Origin of the sequence: Polaribacter sp. R77954, assembly GCF_044595335.1 — a bacterium.
Taxonomy (GTDB): Bacteria; Bacteroidota; Bacteroidia; order Flavobacteriales; family Flavobacteriaceae; genus Polaribacter.
Genome location: NZ_CP138992.1, coordinates 2,077,785 through 2,101,324 on the forward strand (window position 1 = coordinate 2,077,785; position 23,540 = coordinate 2,101,324).

The 23,540-nt window shown below is 32.7% G+C and carries 20 protein-coding genes; 9 read left to right on the forward strand and 11 right to left on the reverse strand.

Annotated elements, in window-relative coordinates:
* Positions 1-16 precede the first annotated feature (16 nt).
* The 9 genes from ruvB to SJY27_RS08955 form a co-directional block, all read right to left on the reverse strand.
* Positions 17-1,039 carry a Holliday junction branch migration DNA helicase RuvB gene (ruvB, locus tag SJY27_RS08915; RefSeq protein WP_397444474.1) on the reverse strand — a complete coding sequence of 341 codons (1,023 nt, stop codon included), beginning with the start codon at positions 1,037-1,039 and terminating at the stop codon, positions 17-19.
* 102 nt (positions 1,040-1,141) lie between these two features.
* Entirely contained in the window at positions 1,142-2,923 is a 1,782-nt protein-coding gene (locus SJY27_RS08920; protein ID WP_397444475.1) for a cbb3-type cytochrome c oxidase subunit I, read from the reverse strand.
* Between the two features lie 31 nt (positions 2,924-2,954).
* On the reverse strand, positions 2,955-3,959 hold the full coding sequence (locus tag SJY27_RS08925) for a cytochrome c oxidase subunit II (RefSeq protein WP_397444476.1): 1,005 nt from the start codon (positions 3,957-3,959) through the stop codon (positions 2,955-2,957).
* Between the two features lie 35 nt (positions 3,960-3,994).
* Positions 3,995-5,431, reverse strand: coding sequence for a quinol:cytochrome C oxidoreductase (locus SJY27_RS08930; protein ID WP_397444477.1), 1,437 nt, complete (start codon positions 5,429-5,431; stop codon positions 3,995-3,997).
* Between the two features lie 30 nt (positions 5,432-5,461).
* Positions 5,462-6,007: a c-type cytochrome gene (locus SJY27_RS08935; protein ID WP_397444478.1), complete on the reverse strand. Its 546-nt coding sequence runs from the start codon at positions 6,005-6,007 to the stop codon at positions 5,462-5,464.
* A 10-nt stretch (positions 6,008-6,017) separates the two neighbouring features.
* Positions 6,018-6,545, reverse strand: a complete 528-nt coding sequence (locus SJY27_RS08940) for a DUF3341 domain-containing protein (protein WP_397444479.1) — start codon at positions 6,543-6,545, stop codon at positions 6,018-6,020.
* 2 nt (positions 6,546-6,547) lie between these two features.
* Positions 6,548-8,002, reverse strand: a complete 1,455-nt coding sequence (gene nrfD / locus SJY27_RS08945) for an NrfD/PsrC family molybdoenzyme membrane anchor subunit (RefSeq protein WP_397444480.1) — start codon at positions 8,000-8,002, stop codon at positions 6,548-6,550.
* Positions 8,003-8,024: 22 nt separating this feature from the next.
* Entirely contained in the window at positions 8,025-11,090 is a 3,066-nt protein-coding gene (locus SJY27_RS08950; RefSeq protein ID WP_397444481.1) for a TAT-variant-translocated molybdopterin oxidoreductase, read from the reverse strand.
* A 73-nt stretch (positions 11,091-11,163) separates the two neighbouring features.
* Positions 11,164-12,471, reverse strand: a complete 1,308-nt coding sequence (locus SJY27_RS08955) for a c-type cytochrome (protein ID WP_397444482.1) — start codon at positions 12,469-12,471, stop codon at positions 11,164-11,166.
* A gap of 305 nt (positions 12,472-12,776) precedes the next feature.
* On the opposite strand from SJY27_RS08955, the gene SJY27_RS08960 reads away from it, so the two are divergent.
* Positions 12,777-13,037 (forward strand): hypothetical protein, encoded by a 261-nt coding sequence (locus SJY27_RS08960; RefSeq protein WP_397444483.1) that lies wholly within the window; start codon positions 12,777-12,779, stop codon positions 13,035-13,037.
* Here SJY27_RS08960 and recJ read toward each other — a convergent pair whose 3' ends face one another.
* Complete coding sequence (gene recJ, locus SJY27_RS08965; RefSeq protein ID WP_397444484.1) at positions 13,038-14,723, reverse strand: single-stranded-DNA-specific exonuclease RecJ; 1,686 nt, start codon at positions 14,721-14,723, stop codon at positions 13,038-13,040.
* A gap of 31 nt (positions 14,724-14,754) precedes the next feature.
* The gene (locus SJY27_RS08970) at positions 14,755-15,186 is read right to left on the reverse strand and encodes an OsmC family protein (protein ID WP_397444485.1); all 432 of its coding nucleotides are present in this window, start codon (positions 15,184-15,186) and stop codon (positions 14,755-14,757) included.
* 82 nt (positions 15,187-15,268) lie between these two features.
* Here SJY27_RS08970 and SJY27_RS08975 point away from each other — a divergent pair, with 82 nt between their 5' ends.
* From SJY27_RS08975 to SJY27_RS09010, 8 genes are all read left to right on the forward strand, one after another.
* Positions 15,269-17,443 carry a T9SS type B sorting domain-containing protein gene (locus SJY27_RS08975; RefSeq protein WP_397444486.1) on the forward strand — a complete coding sequence of 725 codons (2,175 nt, stop codon included), beginning with the start codon at positions 15,269-15,271 and terminating at the stop codon, positions 17,441-17,443.
* Between the two features lie 4 nt (positions 17,444-17,447).
* A complete protein-coding gene (locus SJY27_RS08980) occupies positions 17,448-18,050 on the forward strand; it encodes a carboxymuconolactone decarboxylase family protein (protein ID WP_397444487.1) in 603 nt (200 codons plus the stop codon).
* A 119-nt stretch (positions 18,051-18,169) separates the two neighbouring features.
* Entirely contained in the window at positions 18,170-18,706 is a 537-nt protein-coding gene (gene msrA / locus SJY27_RS08985; protein WP_397444488.1) for a peptide-methionine (S)-S-oxide reductase MsrA, read from the forward strand.
* On the forward strand, positions 18,703-20,265 hold the full coding sequence (locus SJY27_RS08990; protein WP_397444489.1) for a YdiU family protein: 1,563 nt from the start codon (positions 18,703-18,705) through the stop codon (positions 20,263-20,265). The genes msrA and SJY27_RS08990 overlap by 4 nt, the downstream gene beginning before the upstream one ends.
* 200 nt (positions 20,266-20,465) lie before the next feature.
* On the forward strand, positions 20,466-21,410 hold the full coding sequence (locus SJY27_RS08995; protein ID WP_397444490.1) for an aldo/keto reductase: 945 nt from the start codon (positions 20,466-20,468) through the stop codon (positions 21,408-21,410).
* On the forward strand, positions 21,401-21,886 hold the full coding sequence (locus SJY27_RS09000) for a peptide-methionine (S)-S-oxide reductase (RefSeq protein WP_397444491.1): 486 nt from the start codon (positions 21,401-21,403) through the stop codon (positions 21,884-21,886). Before SJY27_RS08995 ends, SJY27_RS09000 begins: the two co-directional genes overlap by 10 nt.
* A 44-nt stretch (positions 21,887-21,930) precedes the next feature.
* On the forward strand, positions 21,931-22,947 hold the full coding sequence (locus SJY27_RS09005) for an XdhC family protein (RefSeq protein WP_397444492.1): 1,017 nt from the start codon (positions 21,931-21,933) through the stop codon (positions 22,945-22,947).
* Entirely contained in the window at positions 22,948-23,538 is a 591-nt protein-coding gene (locus SJY27_RS09010; protein ID WP_397444493.1) for an NTP transferase domain-containing protein, read from the forward strand. It begins immediately after the preceding gene.
* Positions 23,539-23,540 lie beyond the last annotated feature (2 nt).

The window sequence follows — 23,540 nt, forward strand, 5'->3', positions numbered from 1 at the left end:
AATACTTGTAAAAGGTTTAAAACAATTCTCCTTGATTTCTAGATTTTGTTCTACCTAAATGCTTGTAAGCTAATTCTGTAACTTCTCTTCCTCTAGGTGTTCGCATTATAAAACCCTGTTGAATTAAAAAAGGTTCATAAACTTCTTCAATTGTTTCTGTATTTTCAGAAACTGCTGTTGCAATTGTACTTATCCCTACTGGGCCTCCTTTAAATTTGTCAATAATAGTTTCTAAAATTTTATTGTCCATTTCATCCAAACCATGGGCATCTACATTTAAAGCTTTTAAGGCATATTTTGCAATTTCTATGGTAATTGTACCATCTCCTTTTATTTGCGCAAAATCTCTTACTCTACGAAGTAAAGCATTGGCAATTCTTGGTGTTCCCCTACTTCTACCCGCAATTTCTATGGCAGCTTCCATTGAAATTGGCACACCAAGAATATGTGAACTTCTTTGAATAATAGTTGTCAACAATTCTGTGGAATAATAATGTAGTCTGCTACTAATTCCAAAACGAGCTCTCATTGGCGCAGTTAACAATCCAGATCGAGTTGTTGCCCCTATCAAAGTGAATGGTTCTAAATTGATTTGAACAGTCCTAGCATTTGGACCAGATTCAATCATAATATCTATCTTATAATCTTCCATAGCAGAATACAAGTATTCTTCAACTATTGGACTTAATCTATGAATTTCATCGATAAATAAAACATCTCTTTCGTCTAAGTTTGTTAATAAACCTGCCAAATCACCTGGTTTGTCTAAAACAGGACCAGAAGTAACCTTGATGCCTACTTGTAATTCATTCGCTAAAATATGTGCTAAAGTAGTTTTACCTAATCCTGGAGGACCATGAAATAATGTATGATCTAAAGCTTCTCTTCTTTGATTAGCAGCCTCTACGAAAATTTTTAAATTTTCTAGAGCTTGGTCTTGACCTGTAAAATCTTCAAAAGAAAGTGGACGTAATTTTTTTTCTACATCTAATTCCTCATTTGATAAATTCGTGTTTTCAGGATTCAAGTTTTCATTCATATTTACAAAGATAATATTATTTGAAATAGCATTTTGTAAGTTTTGTTACAAACAAAAAAGCCTTTCCAAAATTGGAAAGGCTTTAATAAATTAATAGTTTATTTAAGATGGTTCTTCTCCATCTAAAAGTGGTGTTGTTTGTAATACAAAATCTTGTCCGTGTAAATAATCACTATCATCATCATTAGGATCTACACGTTTACTATAATCGTAAGCCCATCTATGAACCTCTGGAATTTTACCTGGCCAATTACCATGAACATGCTCAACAGGTGTCGTCCATTCCATTGTATTTGAATTCCAAGGATTTTGCGTAGCTTTCTTCCCTCTGTATATTGAGATAAAGAAATTTGCTAAAAAGATAATCTGTGCTAATCCCCCTACCAATGCGAATATTGTAATTACAACATTTATATCAGCTAAATCATCAAACATTGGAAATGCTGTGTTAGAGTAGTATCTTCTAGGTAAACCAGCTAAACCAATAAAGTGCATAGGCCAGAATACTCCATAAGCACATACTATTGTACTCCAAAAATGCCAATACCCTAATTTTTTATTCATCATTCTTCCATACATCTTTGGGAACCAATGATAAATTCCTGCATACATACCAAATATTGCAGAAACACCCATCACTAAGTGGAAATGTGCAACAACAAAGTAGGTATCATGTATTGCTATATCTAATGCAGAATCTCCTAATACTAATCCTGTTAAACCTCCTGTAACAAAAGTAGAAACTAATCCAATGGAAAATAACATAGCAGGATTCAATTGCAAATTACCTTTCCATAATGTAGTAACGTAATTAAAAGCCTTTACAGCTGACGGAATTGCAATTAACAAAGTAGTAAATGTAAATACAGAACCCAAGAATGGATTCATCCCTGAAACAAACATGTGGTGACCCCAAACTATCGTAGATAAAAACGCAATCGCCATAATAGACATAACCATTGCTCTGTATCCAAAAATAGGTTTTCTTGAATTAGTTGATATAATTTCTGAGGTAATACCCAATGCTGGTAAAAGTACAATATACACCTCAGGGTGACCTAAGAACCAAAATAAGTGTTCATATAAAACCGGTGAACCTCCTTGGTAATGCAATACTTCTCCTGAAATAAATATATCAGAAAGATAAAATGATGTTCCAAAACTTCTGTCAAAGACTAATAATAGCGCTGCAGATAGTAAAACTGGAAATGAAACCACACCAATAACAGCTGTGATAAAGAAAGCCCATATTGTTAAAGGCAATCTTGTCATTTTCATTCCTTTAGTTCTTAAATTTAATACAGTTACTATGTAATTTAAGGCTCCTATTAAAGATGATGCAATAAATATAGCCATAGCAACTAACCAAAGGGTCATTCCTGAACCTGATCCTGGTATTGCTTGTGGTAATGCACTTAATGGTGGATAAACTGTCCATCCAGCAGAGGCAGGACCAGCTTCTACGAATAATGATATTACCATAATTATACTTGATAAAAAGAATAACCAGTAAGATACCATATTCAAAAAACCAGATGCCATATCTCTTGCACCAATTTGCAATGGAATAAGTAGATTTGAAAATGTACCACTTAAACCAGCAGTCAACACAAAAAATACCATTATAGTACCATGAATTGTAACTAATGCTAGGTAAATATCAGGGCTCATTATTCCATCTGATTGATGAGGACCTAGAAATGCTTCAATTATTGAAAACGATTTCTCTGGCCATGCCAACTGTAATCTAAACAGCATAGACATTAAGACTGCGATAATCCCCATAAACATTCCTGTTACCAAGAATTGTTTCGAAATCATTTTATGGTCTTGACTAAAAATATATTTTGTTACAAACGTTTCTTTATGATGATGTTCTGACATAATCCTATTTATTTGTAGTTTTTAGTTTATTTTATTTTATTACTGATGCTAAAGTTGGTTGTTCTGCAATCCACTTATCATATTCTTCTTGCTCAACCACTGTAATCTTCATTTGCATGCTATAATGAGAAGCTCCACAAATTTTGTTACATAATAATAAGTAATCAAATTCATATAAATCTTCACCTTTAGCAGCTCTTATTTTATTAATTCCTTTGGTTTTTTCAACAACCTCTGGCTGTTGTCTCATTTCTTCGGTAGTATACTTTGGTGTAAATCCAAACTCGGTTACCATACCTGGAACACAATTCATTTGTGCTCTGAAGTGAGGCATGTAAGCTGAATGTAAAACATCTTGAGAACGGAATTTAAAATGAATTTTCTTTCCTTTAGGTAAGTACAATTCAGTAACTTGCTTGTCATCTTGTGAGTTTACATCCTTCATATCTACACCCATAGTGTTAATACCTTTAATGTAATTTACATTTCCTAAACCCAAAGTATTATCCTCTCCAGCATATCTTGCATCCCATCTAAACTGTTGTGAGTACACCTCAATAACAATGGCATCTTCATCTGAATTATCCATTACATTGTTCCATTGCCATAAACCATATCCAATTAATCCTACCAAAACAACAGCTGGAGTAACTGTCCAAATTAATTCTAACTGATGGCTATCCGCATAAAATTTTGCTTTTCTATCTTTATTCCCTCTGTACTTAAAAGTGAAATAAAAGATCAAAAATTGCATGAAAAACTGCACAATACCTATTAACCAAAAAGTGATATTAAATAATCTATCATCATGTTCCCCTTCTACTGATGCTGATTCAGGTAACATAATAACGTTCATAGCAATTAAACAATACACCATAATAGCATATAAAAATACCATAAAGTAAAGTGCATACTTACCTTGTTTTGCGTTATCTTCATCATTAGCAATAACTTCTCTGAAGTTCAAAATTCTAGTGATTTGCCAAAAACTCACACCTATTGCAACACCTATAAAAATATAAAATAGAGCTAGCATATATATCTTTTCTTAATTGTTTAAATCTTTATTTATTAATGATGATCAGCTGATCCTTCTCCTCTATGTTGGATATTATAGTAATGAAAATGCTCACTTTCTTCAAGGAATGGATTTCCTTTAGGCAATGGATTAGCTTTTGCAAATGCACTAAAAACCGTGTATATAAATATTCCTAAAAAGAAAAGCAAGGCGCTAATTTCTGGTATTCCAAATGCCCATTGTCCACCTACTGTTGCAGGCATAACCATAATAAAAACATCTACGTAATGACCTGCTAAAATTACGATACCACCAATTACAACAAACCATGGTATACTTTTAAAATCACTATTTAGTAATAATAAGACTGGAAATACAAAATTCATTGCAACCATTGCTAAAAATGGTAATTTATATTCATTAAAACGAGCTGCAAAATAAGTTGTTTCTTCAGGAATATTTGCATACCAAATTAACATAAACTGTGCAAACCATAAGTAAGTCCAAAAAACTGAAAAACCAAACATGAATTTTGCTAAATCATGTATATGACTATCGTTAACAGCTGGTAAAACACCCTTTGAACGTAAATAAATAGTTACAAAAGCAATAACAGTTAAAGCACTCACTAATAAACTTGCCAATACATACCAACCAAATAATGTTGAGAACCAATGAGGATCTAGACCCATAATCCAATCCCATGACATCATTGATTCAGTTATCATAAATATGAAAATAAACACAACAGAAGAGTTATAATTGAATTTGTATAGTTTACCACTATCATTGGCAGTATCTTCTTTAATAGAATTTTTTCTTATTAACCATCTATACGCATTCCATAAAATTAAATAAACTATACTTCTAATTGTCCATCCAGGAACATTCATCCACCAAGATTTACCATCAACAATAGCATCATAATTTTCACTGCTAGGATCAAAAGTACCTTCTGCCATCCAAGGAAACATGTGGTTCATGTGTAATGCTGATAACACAACAATTATCAACATAACAATAGAAGTTGGAACTAAATTTGCAGTAATAGCCTCCATCACCCTAAACAATACAATGGACCAACCAGCTTGAGCCACTCTTTGCGCTGCGTAAAAAGCTAAAACTAATAATGAAATCCCTAAGAAGAAAAATAAAGCTACGTAAAACGCAGACCATGGTCTATTTTTCATTTGATGAAGCACGTGTTCTGCATGTTCATCAGCATTGTGTGCTCCATGCGTTTCTGATTGATCGTGTGTTTCAGAAGCTGATTTAGTTTTATTAGAATGATGGTCATCAACAACAGTGTTTGCAGAATGACCATTAGACGTTGATTCACCATGACTACTATCATGTGCTGAATGATGTGCTATTGCTTCTTTTGCATCCTCCATTGTTGGAGCGTTAAAGAAACTATACGCAACTCCTATAAAACCTATTAGAATAAGTGCTATAGAAAATGTTTTTAATTTACCTGAGAATTGATACATATCTTTCGTATTCTATCTTTTTGTAATTATTTATAATTCTGAACGTAATTTCTCTACGTAATGAATTATTTGCCAACGTTCGTTATAAGTTAATTGAGATGAATGTGATCCCATTAAATTTTTACCATGCATAATTACATGATAAATGGTACCTGCATTGATATCTCTATCTTTATAACTTGGTATCCCTTCAAATTTCTCTGCTTGTGATAGGTATCCATTACCATCTCCTTTCTTACCATGACATGAAATACAATAAATATCGTACATTGCTTTACCATTAGCCATGTTCTCTTCAGATGCATCTAATGGGTTTTTAAGCTCTGTTCTTGCCTTTTCATAACCTTCTGGAGTATCTGGAATATCATAAGCAGGATGACCACCAATTGGAATAGTACCAGCTACAGGTTTACTGTTTACGGGATTGCCATTTAAACCTTCAGCATCATCTGCATCATAAGGAATAGATACATACATATCTGGCATATATTCTAGTCTAGGCGTCCTTCTTTTATCACTACAAGAAACAACACTTGTAAGAACGATTAAAGCGATAAGTAATTTTAAACTTTTCATTATCTATTGATTAGTGCTTATCTACAACATTTATTTCTACAGCTCCTGTTTTGGTCAATAATGCAGTAAGTTGTTCTACATTGTTACTCACAGGTATTTCCATTAAAAAATGATCATCTGTAGTTCTTGGATCTGGATTTTCAGCTTTCTTAAATGGCCATATTCTACTTCTCATGTAAAAAGTAATTACCATTAAGTGAGCTGCAAAAAATACAGTTAATTCAAACATAATTGGCACAAATGCAGGCATATTCTCTAACCATGAGAAACTTGGTTTACCACCAATGTCTTGAGGCCAATCTTGAATCATCATATAGTTTGTCATCCAAATAGCAACTGACAAACCAGTAATTCCATAAAAGAAGGCAGTAATCGCCAACTTAGTTGGGGCTAAACCCATGGCTTTATCTAAACCATGAACAGGAAATGGACAAAATACTTCTTCAATGTGATGACCATTTGCCTTAACAGCTTTGACTGCATCTAATACAATCTCGTCATCGTTATAAAATGCGTGAATAACTTTTGATGATTCCATAATTATTCTTTATCTTTTTTATCAGATGTACCTTCTGTAGCCATTACTTTAATTGCTGGTTTAGTTGGTATACCTTGTTCTCTTCTCTTCTTGTAAAACTCACCAGAAGATTTTAATATTGTTTTTACTTCTGCTTGAGCGATAACAGGGAATGTTCTTGCATATAATAAAAATAATACAAAGAAAAATCCTATTGTTCCTATAAAGATACCTACATCCACAAAAGTTGGTTCAAAACGCCACCAAGTTGATGGTAAATGACCTTTACTTAATACAATTGCAATAATATCAAAACGCTCGAACCACATACCAATATTGATAAATATCGAAATGATAAAAGACCATATAAAACTTCTTCTTATTTTCTTAATCCATAATAATTGTGGAGTAAGAATATTAAAGAATAATAGCGAATAAAAAGCCCATGCATATGGTCCTGTTGCAGCACCTACTGATAAATACGTATAATTTTCATAAGGGGAACCTGTATACCATGCTATAAAAAACTCAGTTGCATAAGCTACAGCAACAATACCACCTGTTAAAATAATTACAATATTCATATACTCTACGTGCAAACGTGTAATATACTCTTCCATGTTGGTGACCTTTCTCATAATCCCTAATAAAGTCTGTACCATTGCAAATCCCGAGAAAATTGCACCAGCCACAAAATATGGTGGAAAAATTGTTGAGTGCCAACCTGGATTGATTGATGTTGCAAAATCCATAGATACAATAGTATGTACAGAAAGTACTAATGGAGTTGCTAAACCTGCAAGCACCAAAGATACTTCTTCGAAACGTTGCCAATCTTTAGCTCTACCAGACCAACCAAAACTTAGTAATGCATATATTTTCTTTTGGAAAGGTTTTACAGCTCTATCACGAATCATTGCAAAATCTGGTAATAAACCTGTCCACCAGAAAACTAATGATACAGATAAATAAGTTGAGATTGCAAATACATCCCATAATAATGGTGAGTTAAAATTAACCCATAATGAACCGAATTGATTTGGAATTGGTAATACCCAATATCCATTCCAAGGACGACCCATGTGAATAATTGGAAACAATCCTGCTTGAAAAACGGCAAAAATTGTCATCGCTTCTGCAGAACGGTTTATGGCCATTCTCCATTTTTGACGGAATAGTAAAAGTACTGCAGAGATTAATGTACCTGCGTGACCAATACCTACCCACCAAACAAAGTTGGTGATATCCCAAGCCCAACCAATATTTTTGCTTAGACCCCAAACTCCAATACCAGTTCCTACTGTATAAAAGATACATCCAAATCCCCAAAGCATTGCTGCCAAAGAAATATAAAATGCCATATACCAATTCTTATTTGCCTTACCTTCTATAGGTTTTGCAATGTCTTCGGTAATATCGTGGTAACTTTTATCACCTAATACTAAAGGTTCCCTTATGGGTGCTTCGTAATGAGACATATTTTTATATCTTAATTTTTAATTACGCTTCGTTTGTATTCTTTATTTTCACTTGATAGATTACGTTTGGTTTTGTCTGTAAGTAATCTAATACATTGTAAGCTCTTTTATCTTCTGCTAAAGCAGCTACTTGATCTTCTTTATTATTAACATCCCCAAAAACTAATGCTCCAGTTGTACAAGCGGATGAACAAGCTGTTTCAAACTCATCTGTGTTCACTGCTCTACCTTCTCTTTTGGCTTTTAGAATGGTTGCTTGTGTCATTTGTATACACATCGAACATTTTTCCATAACACCTCTAGAACGAACTACAACATCTGGATTTAATACCATTTTACCATATTCGTTGTTCATATTAAAATCAAATTCGTTATTATTTGCATAATTAAACCAATTAAATCTACGAACTCTATAAGGGCAGTTATTTGCACAATATCTTGTACCTACACATCTGTTATAAGCCATTTGATTCTGACCTTGACGACCATGTGAGGTTGCTGCAACAGGACAAACAGTCTCACAAGGAGCATGATTACAATGCTGACACATCATTGGTTGAAAAGTAACCTCAGGGTTTTCAGCTTCAGTTTCTAATGCTTCATACATTTCGCCTCTACTCAGACCCAATTCTTTCGCTTCCTCTCTAGTCTCCACTTCAGAAGAGTAATATCTGTCAATACGCAACCAATGCATATCTCTACCAACTCTTACTTCATTTTTACCAACAACAGGAACATTGTTTTCTGCGTGACAAGCAACTACACAAGCACCACAACCTGTACAAGAGGTTAAATCTATTGATAGATTGAAGTGGTGACCAACTTCCCTATTGTGATCATCCCAAATATTGATACTATTTGCCTCAACCTCATTATGATCATAAGACACATAAGCTGGTTTGTTCCAACCATGATGATGATCTTTAGGATCTACATTTTTATAGTCTTTTAACGAAGCTACTTTTAAAATATCATGACGCCCTGCAATTGTTTTTTGTACCTGAGTACATGCAAACTTGTGCGTTCCAGATACTTTTTCTATAGCCACATTATATTGAATATTATTGCCACCTTTATATAAAGGATAGGCATTAACACCAACTTTCATTTCTTCTTTTAAACCAAAAGTTTTACCATAACCTAAAGATAGTCCAACAGAACCTTTTGCTTGTCCTGGCTGAACCATGACAGGAACATTCTGTAATGTAACACCATTAACAGTGATATTCACATAGTCACCATCAATAGCACCATTATCTTTAACAGGATTTGACAATTCTAATTCTTTAGCATCTGCCATAGAAACTGTCAAATAATTATCCCAAGAAGCCCTTGTTATCGGATCAGGAAATTCTTGTAACCAAGGATTGTTTGCTTGTTTACCATCACCTAAACCAGTTTTTGTATATAAATTCAACTCAAAACCCGAGGATTTCTTTGCTGAATTAGCCAATTGATTTGCTACACTTGTAATTGAAACTGATGTTTCAAATTCATTTTCGGTTTCGTTGATTTCTTTTGTAAAGAAACCATTATGTAAAGCTGTGTTCCATGAACTACCTGCTAAAATATTATTAGTAGCAAACGCTTTTAAATAATCGTAGTATTTTGTTGAGTTACCAGACCATTTTAATAACGTATCTTGAACTTGACGTGTATTAAATAATGGCTGTATTGTTGGCTGCATTAGGCCATAAGTAACAGCATCGAACTGTGTATCTCCCCAAGACTCCAAGAAATGTGGAGTTGGTAATGCGAATGTAGAAGCATTAACAGTTTCATTATTTTCTGTAGATAAAGCTACCGATAATTCTACTTTCTTCAGTCCATCAGAAAAGTCTGATGCATTTGATAGAGAATAAATAGGGTCTACATTATAAGTAATGATACCTGATACTTTACCTGATTTCATATCTGAAACCAATTGAACAACTTCAGCATCATTTCCTTGACGTATATTGATTGTATTTACAGTATCGAAAACTTCACTTTGTAAAGCCTCATTAATAGCAAAGGCAACTAACTGTGCATTTTTATCATTTAAACCAGTTAAGACCACACCTTTAGAACCAGCTTTCTTTAATTCAGAAGCCATTTTCTTAACGTGAGCATCAACAGGTGTTGATTTAGAAGAAACACTTACACCCGAAATTGCACTGTATAAGTTTAACAAAGCAAATACTTGATCTGAAGGTTTTACAACCACTCTCTTATCTGCATTTGCGCCTGTTAAAGACATATTACTTTCAAACTGAACGTGATAAGACATCGAACCAGTTTCTGGCTTTCTACCAGCTATATAAGATTTCTCAAAACCTCCGTGAAAATCACCTAAAAAATCAGCACCAAAGGAAACAATTGTTTTTGCTTTGTTAAGGTGATAATTAGGCAAGGTACGTTTACCATACATTGCTAACATTGCATCTGCAGCACCAGATTCTGAAACCGCATCATAAACTACATGTTTGATATTTGGGTAGGCAGCAGTAAATCCTTCTACAATTTTATCTGTAGAGGGACTTGCCATTGTACCTGTTAATAGTACAACAGACTTGTTTGCCTCTTTTAAAGTTTTTAATTTTGAACCTATTTGAGCATCAGCATCAGCCCAAGATATAATCTCTCCTGACTTTGTAGGCTCTTTTAGCCTTAATTTCTCATCATACAAAGAAAGGATAGCCGCTTGCACTCTTGCAGTTGTAGTACCATTCGCATCTTTATTTGGCATAATTTGAATTGGTCGACCTTCTCTTGTTTTCACTAAAACATTAGCAAAATCGTAACCATCTGCCATAGAAGTTGCATACCAATCTGCAACACCAGCAATTATATCATTTGGTTTTACAACGTAAGGAATCGACTTTCTAACAGGACCTTCACAGGCCGCTAAAGAAGCTGCAGCAGTGGTAAAGCCAACATACTTCAAAAAGTCTCTACGAGAAGTAGAGGTTTTCTCTAATGTGTCTTTATCACCTAAAAACTCATCTGTAGGAATTTCTTCTACAAATTCATTTTTACTTAGCGTTTCAACAATAGAACTATCTTTTAGTTCCTCAACACTTTTCCAGTATTTTTTGTTTGAAGCCATTTACTTTTTTAGTTATTAGTTGTTAGTTATTCGTTTTAAATTTATTTAAAACCAAACTATCTTTCTTCTTTAATTAATAGTGACATTTACCACACTCTAACCCACCTAATTGCGCGATTGTAACTTTTTCAACATTATACTTTTTCGCTAATTCATCGTGAATCTTCTTATAATATTCATTCCCTTTTAAATCAACATTTGTTTCTCTATGACAATTGATACACCAACCCATTGTTAATGGAGAGAATTGTCTCATTTCATCATATTCTTCTACAGGGCCGTGACATTTTTGACACTTAATACCACCAACAATTCTGTGTTGCGAATGATTGAAATAAACGAAATCTGGTAAATTATGAATTCTAATCCACTTAATAGGTTTTGTGTCTCCTGTGTATTCTAAAGCATCAGCATCCCACCCAGCAGCATCATAAACCTTAGCTATCTCTTTATCTAACTCAGCTTTTCCATAAGTTACACCATTCCATTCCACCTGAGTCCCCTCAGCAACTTCCGCAATATTTTTATGACAATTCATACAAACATTAACAGACGGTATTCCTGAATGCTTACTATGTTTAGCAGAAGAGTGACAATATTGACATTCTATTTTATTTTCGCCTGAGTGTATTTTGTGTGAAAAAGCAATTGGTTGCAAAGGCATATACCCTTCATTAACACCAACTTTAAACAAAGTTCCGAATGCCACATAAGCACCCATTAACAAAACAAATATTGTGGTTAAAACTTGTAAAAATGTATTTTTCTTTAAACCTACCCAAAGTTCAGCTAAATCTCTTCTTAAATCAGCACCGCTTCCTGGTTCTTTATTCCCTTTTAGTTCATTTACTTGCTTTAATAAACTAGCAATCATCAAAAAGGCAACTACAATTGCACCTGCAAGTAAATAAATAATCCACTCAGGAGCTGTTCCTGTGTTTGTACCACCTACATCGCTAGTTGCAGCTCCTGCAGCTACTTGCTTAACAGGATCTCCTACAGTTGTGTAGTACAAAATATCATCAATTTGCTGATCATCTAATTGAGGAAAAGCTGACATTACAGAACCATTATATTCTTCAAAAATAGCGATTGCATCTGCATCGCCTGAAGCACGTAATTCTGCATTATTTTTAATCCATGCTTTTAACCAATCATTATCTCTACGTTCTTCAACTCCTCCTAAAGCTGGCCCAACCAACTTTCTATCTAGCTTATGACAAGAAGCACACTGAGATTTGAAAAGTTTTCTCCCTGCTTTTTGACGAGCCTCATCTACATCTTGCGAGTGGGATGACAAGCTAAATGCAAAAAACAGAATAATTGTAAAGCTCTTAAGAAGTGCTTTGGTTAGTTTACTGTGCAATGCTACACTTTTCATATTAACAAACTATTTTTAGTATTGTGTATAAAACTGCCCAAAAAAGCGTTTTTTGAACGGTTGAGCAAAAGTAGTACATATTGCTAAATTTTAAAAAAGGAAAAGAATCTTAAATATTAATTTATATTAATTCTAAATAACGTAATCATCTCAATTTAATTTAACTAAAGTCGTTATTTTTGCTAAAATTTTTTTTATGAAAAATATCATTTTTTTTAGTTTTTTATTTGTTATATCGCTTGCAGCAACCACTGAAGTTTCAGCTCAAAATAACACAAAAACTAACCCAGAAATTAAGAGATTAATTGCAAAAAAGAGAGCCTTTAATAAATCTTATGGATATGGTTTCAGAGTACAGATTTACTACGGAAACGAAACACAAGCAAGAACTTATCTTAAAAAAATTTAAACTTGAATTTCCTGAGGTTTATAGTGATTTAAAATACGAAAAACCTGATTGGAAAGTTAAAGTTGGTAATTATAAAACAAAACTAGAAGCTGACAAAGCAATTCTTTTATTTTCTGAAGAATTTCCGGATTTAATTGTTGTGCCCTTAGGAAAATAGTTATTGTAGGTCTTTTAGAACCAATTGTATAGATTTAATCCCATTCCATTCGTTTTCATCTAAATTGTAAACAATATCAAAATCATTTTGAACTACATTAATTTTATCACCCAAATTAAACCCTATTGCCCCAAATGTTTTTTTAGTGTTTCCTTGAAAAATGTTTAATTTTAAATGTGTGTGTTCTTTACCCACTTTTTTACCAAAACCATTGTCTCTAACACTTGTTGATTTGAAAACTGGCTTCATATTCTGTGGTCCGAAAGGCCCCATTTGCTGAATAATTCTATAAAATTTTGGTGTTATGTCAGACAATTCAATATCTGAATCAATAGTAATTTCTGGCGTAAGCAAATCTTTATTAATGGTATTTGAAACTACCTCTTCAAACTTATTTTTAAATTTCGTGTAGTTTTCTGGCAATAAAGTTAAACCAGCTGCGTATTTATGACCTCCAAACTGCTCTATAAAATCTTGGCATTCTTGCAAAGCATTATAAATATCAAAGCCTTTTACAGAACGTGCTGATGCAGCTAATTTATCGCCACTTTTTGTAAAAACTAAAGTAGGCCTGTAGTATTTTTCTATTAATCTTGATGCAACAATTCCGATTACTCCTTTGTGCCAATTTTCATTAAAAACTACAGACGTAAACCGATTTTCTTCATTATTATCAATAATTTGAATTAATGCCTCATTCGTAATTTTTTTATCTAAATCTTTACGATCTGCGTTAAATATTTCTATGGCAGCAGCAAAATCTATAGCTGCATCAAAATCCATTTCTGTTAATAATTCTACAGCATAATTACCATGTTTCATTCTACCTGCAGCATTAATTCTTGGAGCAATAATAAAAACTACATCAGTTATATTAAGTTCTTTTTTATTGATTTGATGAATAATGGCTTTGATTCCATTTCTTGGATTTTGGTTGATAACTTTTAACCCATAATAAGCTAACACCCTATTTTCATTAACTATAGGCACAATATCTGCAGCGATTGCAGTTGCTACCAAATCTAAATAAGGGATAAAATCTTGTATGGTTAGGTTACGTTTTTGTCCTAAAGCCTGAATCAATTTAAACCCAACTCCACAGCCACAAAGTTCATCAAAAGGATAGTTACAATCTTTTCGTTTTGGGTTTAGAACAGCCACTGCAGCTGGAATATGGTCTCCAGGTTTATGATGATCACAAATAATAAAATCAATATTTTTATGATTTGCATAATTAACTTTATCTATAGCCTTAATACCACAATCTAAAGCAATTATTAGTGAAAAGTTATTGTCTTCAGCAAAGTCGATTCCTGCAAAAGAAATACCATAACCTTCTGCATATCTATCAGGAATATAAGTCGCAATATTAGGAGTAATCGTTTTTAGATACGAGTACACCAAAGAAACCGCAGTTGTGCCATCTACATCATAATCGCCATAAATTAAAATATTTTCATGGTCTTGAAGCGCTATCTCAATTCTACTCACTGCAACATCCATATCCTTCATTAAAAAAGGATTGTAAATATCATCTAAACTAGGACGAAAGAAACTCTTGGCTTGCTCAAACGTTTCTATATTTCGTTGGCATAAAATGGTTGCTATGTTTGTATCAACCTGTAAATCTTGAGCTAACTTAGCTACTTTACTTTTGTCTGGTTTTGGTTTTAAAGTCCATCTCATAGCTATTTAATGGTGCTTACTATTTTATATTTTATTGTTCTAGGTGGTGTAAGTGAATTTCTATCTGAACATCAGCAAACTGACGAAACATTTCCATAACTCCACAATATTTGGTAACTGATAAATTTACTGCTTTTTGTATTTTTTTTGGTTGCAATTGAGCGTCCGTAAAATGATAATCAACCTTTACTTTGTTATAAAATTTTGGATGTTCATCTGTCAATTCTGCAGTAACTTCAATTTTAAAGTCTGTAACTTCTGCTTGCATTTTTTTTAATAAACTAACCACATCTAAACCAGAACAACCTGCTAATGAAGACAACATTAAGGCTTTAGGCCTAAACCCTTCTCCCTTGCCTCCATTTTCTTCACCTGCATCCATAAATAAATTCAAACCACTTGGATTATCAGATTCAAACTGCATATTTTCTTTCCAAACTGTAGAAACGATATTTTTAACCATATTTTATATTTTTTTTAATAATGATGTCTTAACTTGTGCTTTACTACAAAAGTAAGAAATCATAAAGAAGATACTGTTTAAAATGAATAAATCTGTTAAACTGAAAATTAAATTATTCAGTTTTCTTTTTTTTATAATTACCTCAATCTCATATTCTCAGGTTGATAAACCTCCTACTATTACTGCTGATGGTAGACAAGCCTTTTGTATTGGCAGTCCTATTAATATAGTTACCGATTTTACGATTGATGACCCAGATGATAACAGTATTGCGTCTTTTTTTATACAAATTTCGTCTGGATACCAAGTTGGTTTTGATTCTTTAGAATTAACAGGAAATTATCCTTTTATAAAAACTACTTGGAATGCTTCTGAAGGAAAATTAACACTAACATCTGTATTTAATGGAGGAGAAATTCCATTAGATAATTTAAAAAATGCAGTGATGGATATTGTTTTTACTGCGAATACTTTAGATGTAACCACAGAAAAATTCTTTTCATTAAGCATTACAGATGCAAATTATTTACCCAAAACAGACCATTTTTATGAGTTTGTAGAACAACAAAATATTACTTGGAGTAGTGCTAGAACAGCTGCTGAGAACAGAACCTATTTTGGAAGAAAAGGATATTTAGCTACATTAACAAGTCAGGAAGAGGCTGACTTTGCAGGAAAACAAGCTTCTGGTGCTGGATGGATTGGAGCTAGCGATGAAGAGAACGAAGGGGAATGGAAATGGATGACTGGCCCTGAAGCTGGAATTACTTTTTGGAGAGGCAATACAAATAATACCACAAATGGTTTTTCGAATTGGAATGTTGGAGAACCAAATAACGAAGAAGGTAATGAACATTATGCCCATGTTACTGACCCAAGTGTTGGTAGTATTGGTTCTTGGAACGATTTACCAAATGTTGGAGGTACAGATTCAAGATACGTACCTAAAGGTTATATTGTAGCATATGGAACTCTTACTGACCCACCTTTAAGCATTGTTGCATCAACAAGTATTTATATTCCTCAAATTATTTCTACAATCAATGCAACTGTGTGCGAATCTGGTTCGGCTACAATAACAGCCATACCAAGTGAAGGTGAAATATTATGGCATGATAACCCTAATATTGGAACCCAACCAGCACTAGCTAGAGGAAATAATTTTACAGTAAATAACATCACAGAAACAACTAGTTTTTACGCTAATATAACTGTAAATGGGTGTATAACTTCACCAAGAATAGAAGTAATTGTAAATATTATAGAAAAACCAAAAATTACAAATACAATAAATGATTTGATTTGTTCTGGTACTGCAGTTTTAACTGCGGAAGCTTCATCTGGCACTGTATATTGGTACGAAACTGCAACAAGTACAACTCCCATTTTTATTGGAGATAATTACAGAACACCAAATTTAACTGAAACAACAATTTACTTTGTAGAGGCTAATAATACAAGCTGTGCGCCATCAGCAAGAACTCAAGTAGTTGCTGAGGTAAACAATACAACTCCGCAATTTGATATTTTAAAGGATACTTTTATACTATGTGCAGATATTGGAAATGTAGATTTAAAAACAATAAATGCTCAAGGCAATTATAGATATATTTGGAAAAGAGAAGGGGCACTTTTAACTGAAAGCACAGCCACTGTAAACACAAATACTTCAGGGAACTATACTGTTAGTGCTGTATCAGAAGTTGGTTATCAATCTGATGAAAAAGATATAACTGTAATTATCTCAGAAAAAACTAATATCAATATAAAAGACATTAAAATTACTGATGATTCTGAAAACAATTCTATACAAATAGATAACCAAAATCTTGGTAATGGTAATTACGAATTTGCTATTGATGATGAATTTGGAAACTACCAAAACGAACCTTTTCTTGATAATTTATCTACAGGTATTCATACACTGTACATTAAAGACAGTGGTGGTTGCGGAATTGAAAACATTACATTCTCTATATTAAGTTATCCAAAGTATTTTACACCAGGTAACAATGGCAATAACGATATTTGGAGTATTAATGGTTTTGATCAAACATTTTATACCTCATCAAACATCTCAATCTACAATAGATTTGGCAAATTAATTTATAAAATTGATAAGAATAGTAAAAGTTGGGATGGTACTTATCAAGGTAAAAACTTCCCTTCAAATAGCTATTGGTTCAAAGCATCTTTAACCGACATTAATGGATTATCCATCGAAAAAACAGGAAATTTTAGTTTAATCAGAAAATAAAAATATGGCATTAGTACAACCTCTAGGCGCAGAGCACGATTTAGAAACCAAAAAATTAGCAGAATTTTTTAATGAAACTTTAGGTTTTTGTCCTAATTCTGTTTTAACCATGCAAAGAAGACCTGCAATTTCTAAGGCATTTATCAATTTAAATAAAGCTGTTATGGCAAATGAAGGCAACGTTACATCTGCCTTAAAAAGAATGATTGCTTGGGTATCTAGCAACGCAACTGGTTGTAGGTATTGCCAAGCGCATGCTATTAGAGCTGCAGAACGTTATGGAGCAGAACAAGAACAATTAGATAACATTTGGGAATATAAAACACATCCTGCTTTTTCTGATGCAGAAAGGGCAGCTTTAGATTTTTCTTTAGCAGCTTCTATGGTACCAAATGCAGTAAACGCAACCATTAAAAAAGAACTTTACAAATACTGGAATGAAGGTGAAATTGTAGAAATGTTGGGGGTAATTTCGCTCTTTGGTTATTTAAATAGATGGAATGATTCTATGGGAACAACTTTAGAAGAAGATGCCATTGATAGTGGAAATCAATATTTAGGAAAACACGGTTTTGAAGTTGGAAAACACAATGGTTCACAGTATTAACATCTGTTAAAAATCGTAAAAAGATGGTTTTAGCACAAAATTTACATGAGTTTTAAATCCGTTGTAATCTAGCTAAAATGCTTACGACCTTAGGTATCAAAAATATATCTATCTATAAAATGAATAAAAATTTACAAATTGCCACGTTAGGAGGTGGCTGTTTTTGGTGTACAGAAGCTGTATTTCAAGAAGTAAAAGGAATTGATAAAGTGGTTTCTGGTTATGCAGGTGGCAATGCTCCTGGAAAACCAACTTATAGAGAAATTTGTTCGGGTTTAACAGGGCATGCAGAAGTAATTCAAATTACGTTTGATGCAAATATCATTTCTTTTGAAGATATTTTAGTAATCTTTATGACCACGCATAATCCCACAACCTTAAACAGACAAGGTGCAGATAGAGGAACGCAATACAGATCTGTAATTTTTTATCACGATGAACATCAAAAACAAATTTCTGAAGAAGTTACGAAACAAATTCAGCCTTATTTTGATGATAAAATTGTTACCGAAATTAGTCCTTTGCCAATTTTTTATGAAGCTGAACAAGAGCATCAGAATTATTATAGAGAAAATATACAACAAGGCTATTGTAGTTATGTGATTGCGCCTAAATTGAATACATTGAGAAAATTACACGCTGATAAATTAGTATGAAACTAAACATCAAAAACACATTCATATCAGCATTGCCTGCTGATCCCATTCTTGAAAACTCAAGAAGGCAAGTTACAGAAGCTGTTTTTTCTTATGTCACTCCTAAGCAAACCAAAGCCCCTAAAGTAATTCATACTTCAACTGAAATGGGTGAAGAATTGGGCATTTCTAAAGAGGATTTACAATCAGATTTTTTTAGAGATATAGTTACAGGAAATAACGTGTATCCTAATACAAAACCATACGCAATGTGTTATGCAGGACATCAGTTTGGGAATTGGGGTGGACAGTTAGGAGATGGTAGAGCCATTAATTTGTTTGAAGTTGAACATCAACAAAAAAACTGGAAAGTACAATTAAAAGGCGCAGGCGAAACTCCATATTCTAGAACTGCTGATGGTTTGGCGGTTTTACGTTCATCCATCAGAGAATATTTATGCGCTGAAGCCATGTTTCATTTGGGTGTGCCAACCACAAGATCTTTATCGTTAAGTTTATCTGGTGATGAAGTTTTGCGTGATGTTTTGTATAATGGAAATCCTGCTTACGAAAAAGGCGCAATTGTTTCCAGAATTTCGCCATCATTTTTACGATTTGGTAATTTTGAAATTTTTGCTGCTAGAAATGATCATAAAAACTTGAAAGTTTTAGCAGATTATACCATTAAAAATCATTTTCCAAATTTAGGAGAACCATCAAAAGAAACCTATGTTAACTTTTTTAAAGAAGTTTCAGAGCGCACTTTAGATATGATTATTCATTGGCAACGAGTGGGTTTTGTACATGGAGTTATGAATACCGATAATATGTCAATCTTAGGTTTAACAATCGATTACGGACCTTATGGATGGTTAGAAGGCTTCGATTTTGGCTGGACACCAAACACCACAGACAGACAACATAAGCGTTACAGATATGGAAATCAGCCCAATATTGGACTTTGGAATTTATATCAACTCGCCAATGCTTTGTATCCTTTAATTGAAGAAACCAAACCTTTAGAAGAAATCTTAAATCGATATAAAGTTGATTTTGAGCAAAAATCATTAAGAATGATGCAATCTAAATTGGGTTTATATACAGATGATAAAAATGACATCAACCTGATTCAAGAATTGGAAGATAATCTACAATTAGTAGAAACTGATATGACGATTTTCTTTAGAAACTTAGCTAATTTTGATAAATTGAATAAAACAGATGACATCAAAGTAGTTGAAAAAGCATTTTATGATTTTGATGACATTTCTGAAGAAATAAAAACAAGATGGACTGTATGGTTTGACGAATATCGCAAAAGATTACAGAAAGAACCGTTTACAGATGCAGATAGAAAAGAAAAAATGAATGACGTAAATCCTAAATATGTGTTGCGAAATTACATGGCACAATTGGCCATTGATGCTGCTGATGAAGGAGATTATTCATTAATTGATGAACTTTTCAAACTGCTAAAAAAACCTTACGCAGCACAACCCAAAAACGAAAAATGGTTTGCAAAAAGACCAGAGTGGGCAAGACATAAAGTAGGGTGTTCTATGTTGTCTTGTAGTTCTTAAAAAATCCTGCAAGGTTTTTGAAACCTTGTAGGTATTAGATTAAAAAAGATTTCATAATTATTGAAAACCTGTAAAATCTAAAAAACAAAAGTAATCTGTCATTTCGGCCTTGTGGAGAAATCTAAATTAAAATAGTTCATCATTAAATTTTTCGACTCCATTTCATTTCGCTAAAAATGACAATTTAAAATAATAAAATTATGAATTTAGGATTAGGAACAGCAGCTTTAGGAAGACCACAATACATTAATGTACGTACAGAAAAGTGTGAATTTTCCAATTTAGAAACTTTTAAAAAACAAAGTTTTCAAGTTTTAGAAGAAGCGTACAATTTAGGTATGCGTTATTTTGATACGGCTCCTGGTTATGGTTTGGCAGAAGAATTGGTATTGGAATGGTTGCAAACCAAAGATGACAAAACTATAGAAGTTGGCACTAAATGGGGATATACTTACACCGCAAATTTTGATACAAATGCCACTGTTCACGAAGTAAAAGAACATAGTTTAGCCAAACTAAAAGAGCAATGGAATTTTTCTAAACAATTGCTGCCCTATGTAAAAGTATATCAAATTCATTCTGCAACTTTTGAAACTGGGGTTTTAGAAAATAGAGCAGTTTTAACGGAATTGGTTCGTTTAAAAAAAGAGCACAACCTAAAAATTGGCATCACTACTTCTGGCGCAAATCAGGTAGAAGTTATTGAAAAAGCTTTGGGTGTAATGTTAGATGGAAAACCTGTTTTTGATGTTTTTCAAGTTACCTATAACTTTTTAGAGCAGAGTTTATTAGCTATTATTGATGAATTAATTACTAAAAACAAATCGGTTGTTATTAAAGAGGCATTAGCTAATGGACGAATTTTTAGCAATGAAAATTATCCTAACTATACAGATATGTATGAGTTTTTGGAAGAATTAGCTACAAAACACAATGTAGGTGCAGATGCTATTGCATTGAAATACTGTATGCAAACTATTCCAGAAAGCACTATTTTAAGTGGTGCCAGCAGTAATATGCAATTGCAAGAAAATTTAAAAGTAAATTCTTTTTCATTATCCAATACTGAAATAGAGCAACTAAAATCTTTCAAGGCTACACCCGATTCTTATTGGAGCGAAAGAAAACAACTGCAATGGAATTAACCAAAATTGCTTTTGGTGGTGGTTGTCATTGGTGTACAGAAGCTGTTTTTCAAACGTTAATTGGTGTTGAAAAAGTAGAACAAGGCTGGGTAGCATCAACAGCAAAAAACAACGCCTTTTCTGAAGCTGTAATTGTACATTTTAATTCTAAAATTAAAGTAAAAACGTTAATAGAAATTCATTTATTAACACATAAAAGCACCAATAACCATGCTATGCGAAAGAAATATCGCTCTGCGATTTATTATTTTTCTGACAGTCAAAAAAAGGAATGTCAAAAAATTATTGATGATTTACAAGCTAATTTCGAGGAAAAAATTATCACACAAATTATTCCTTTTCAAAAATTTAAACCTTCATCATTAGCGTTTCAAAATTATTATCAATCAAATCCTAACAAACCTTTTTGTAAAACCTACATTAACCCAAAATTGACTTTGATAAAAAAGAAGTTTTCAAAATTCTCTTCACTTTAAACTTACTTTTAAAGTTTTATCTTAGTACTTTATTTTTAATAATAATGATTCACGAACTCAAAGAAATTATCAATCAAGCTGTCATCAATCAACAAAAAGGATTGAAAAATGTATTAGCATCTGTGGTTTATTTAGAAGGTTCATCTTACAGAAAACCGGGTGTTAGAATGTTAATTGCTGAAGATTTATCATCTGTTGGCGCAGTTTCTGGTGGTTGTGTAGAAAAAGAAATTATACGCAGAAGCACCTCTGTTTTTGGTGATGGAAAAGCCAAAATTATTACCTATGATGGAAGATACAGATTAGGTTGCGAAGGCATTTTATACATTTTAATAGAACCATTTTTTATTACTGATGAGTTTTTAAACGCTTTTTTACAAGCAAATTCGAATAGAGAAAGTTTAAAAATGGAAAGTAATTTTATTACACAAGATGAAGTTTCTGGAAACTTCGGAACAAGAATTACATTTAAAAATAACAAACAGTTTTCTTTTTCTAACGAGTATCATCTAAAAGAAAATGTTACGATATTTACACAAATTTTAGAACCTGCTTTTCGATTATTGATTATTGGTGGTGAGCACGATGCCGTAAAATTGTGCAAAATAGCTACAAATTTGGGTTGGCAAGTAGATGTAATTACCTCTGTAAAAGACAGTAAAGAAATTGCTGATTTTCCAGGAGCAAATTCAGTAATAGGACAAAGTCCAGAAACCATAGATTTTTCTGATATTGAAGAAAATACCGCTATTGTAATTATGAATCATAGTTATGTGCAAGATTTAAAATATTTGGTAAAACTAACAAACCATAAAACAAAATACATTGGCATTTTAGGTTCTACAACAAAGCGAGAACGCCTATTTAATGAACTTTTTGAATTTGTTCCAGAGGTGAGTGATTCTTTTTTTGATTTTATATATGCTCCAGCAGGTTTACATCTTGGTGCAAAAACTCCTGAAGAAATTGCGGTTTCTATTGTCGCTGAAATTTTATCTATCACCAGAAAAAAAGAACCTTTTTCACTACGAAAACTCAATGGTAAAATTTATACTACTTAAATGAGTGATATTGCTATTTTAGTTTTAGCCGCTGGCAAATCAACAAGAATGAACAGCATTAAACAGCTGGTTAAAATTGATGATAAAACCCTACTTGAAATTACCCTAGAAAAAGCAAAAAAAATAGCTCCCAAAAAAACTTTTTGTGTTTTAGGGGCTAATGCCAACAAAATAATCGGTGAAATTAATTTTGAAGCCACTGAAATTATCATCAATAAAAACTTTGACAACGGATTAAGTTCTAGTATTATTAAAGGGTTAGATTGCTTTAACAAAAAGTATTCAGAAATCAAAAAGGTGTTAATTTTGTTGGCAGATCAGCCCGCAATTCATCTATCATATTTAGAAGAAATGGTTGCATTATCTCATAAATATCCTACTAAAATTATTGCCTCAAAATACAACAAAACCTTTGGAGTTCCTGCCTTGATTCCTTCAATTTATTTTGATAATTTACAAAAAATAACGGGCGATAAAGGCGCAAAGACTTTTTTAAATAACAATCAATTCTCAGTGATATCACCTAAAAAAAACACCAACCTTTTTGATATTGACACGCTAGCGCAATTAAAACAATTTATAAATAGTTAATT

What these genes read in the sequence shown, in the direction of transcription:
- SJY27_RS08950 (WP_397444481.1), bottom strand. Translation starts at nt 11,090, where the DNA reads ATGGCTTCAAACAAAAAATACTGGAAAAGTGTTGAGGAACTAAAAGAT.
- recJ (WP_397444484.1), bottom strand. Translation starts at nt 14,723, where the DNA reads ATGAGATGGACTTTAAAACCAAAACCAGACAAAAGTAAAGTAGCTAAG.
- SJY27_RS09000 (WP_397444491.1), top strand. Translation starts at nt 21,401, where the DNA reads ATGGAATTAACCAAAATTGCTTTTGGTGGTGGTTGTCATTGGTGTACA.
- SJY27_RS08970 (WP_397444485.1), bottom strand. Translation starts at nt 15,186, where the DNA reads ATGGTTAAAAATATCGTTTCTACAGTTTGGAAAGAAAATATGCAGTTT.
- SJY27_RS08935 (WP_397444478.1), bottom strand. Translation starts at nt 6,007, where the DNA reads ATGAAAAGTTTAAAATTACTTATCGCTTTAATCGTTCTTACAAGTGTT.
- ruvB (WP_397444474.1), bottom strand. Translation starts at nt 1,039, where the DNA reads ATGAATGAAAACTTGAATCCTGAAAACACGAATTTATCAAATGAGGAA.
- SJY27_RS08990 (WP_397444489.1), top strand. Translation starts at nt 18,703, where the DNA reads ATGAAACTAAACATCAAAAACACATTCATATCAGCATTGCCTGCTGAT.
- msrA (WP_397444488.1), top strand. Translation starts at nt 18,170, where the DNA reads ATGAATAAAAATTTACAAATTGCCACGTTAGGAGGTGGCTGTTTTTGG.
- SJY27_RS08975 (WP_397444486.1), top strand. Translation starts at nt 15,269, where the DNA reads ATGAATAAATCTGTTAAACTGAAAATTAAATTATTCAGTTTTCTTTTT.
- SJY27_RS08920 (WP_397444475.1), bottom strand. Translation starts at nt 2,923, where the DNA reads ATGTCAGAACATCATCATAAAGAAACGTTTGTAACAAAATATATTTTT.
- SJY27_RS08995 (WP_397444490.1), top strand. Translation starts at nt 20,466, where the DNA reads ATGAATTTAGGATTAGGAACAGCAGCTTTAGGAAGACCACAATACATT.
- nrfD (WP_397444480.1), bottom strand. Translation starts at nt 8,002, where the DNA reads ATGTCTCATTACGAAGCACCCATAAGGGAACCTTTAGTATTAGGTGAT.
- SJY27_RS09005 (WP_397444492.1), top strand. Translation starts at nt 21,931, where the DNA reads ATGATTCACGAACTCAAAGAAATTATCAATCAAGCTGTCATCAATCAA.
- SJY27_RS08930 (WP_397444477.1), bottom strand. Translation starts at nt 5,431, where the DNA reads ATGTATCAATTCTCAGGTAAATTAAAAACATTTTCTATAGCACTTATT.
- SJY27_RS08940 (WP_397444479.1), bottom strand. Translation starts at nt 6,545, where the DNA reads ATGGAATCATCAAAAGTTATTCACGCATTTTATAACGATGACGAGATT.
- SJY27_RS08980 (WP_397444487.1), top strand. Translation starts at nt 17,448, where the DNA reads ATGGCATTAGTACAACCTCTAGGCGCAGAGCACGATTTAGAAACCAAA.
- SJY27_RS08955 (WP_397444482.1), bottom strand. Translation starts at nt 12,471, where the DNA reads ATGAAAAGTGTAGCATTGCACAGTAAACTAACCAAAGCACTTCTTAAG.
- SJY27_RS09010 (WP_397444493.1), top strand. Translation starts at nt 22,948, where the DNA reads ATGAGTGATATTGCTATTTTAGTTTTAGCCGCTGGCAAATCAACAAGA.
- SJY27_RS08925 (WP_397444476.1), bottom strand. Translation starts at nt 3,959, where the DNA reads ATGCTAGCTCTATTTTATATTTTTATAGGTGTTGCAATAGGTGTGAGT.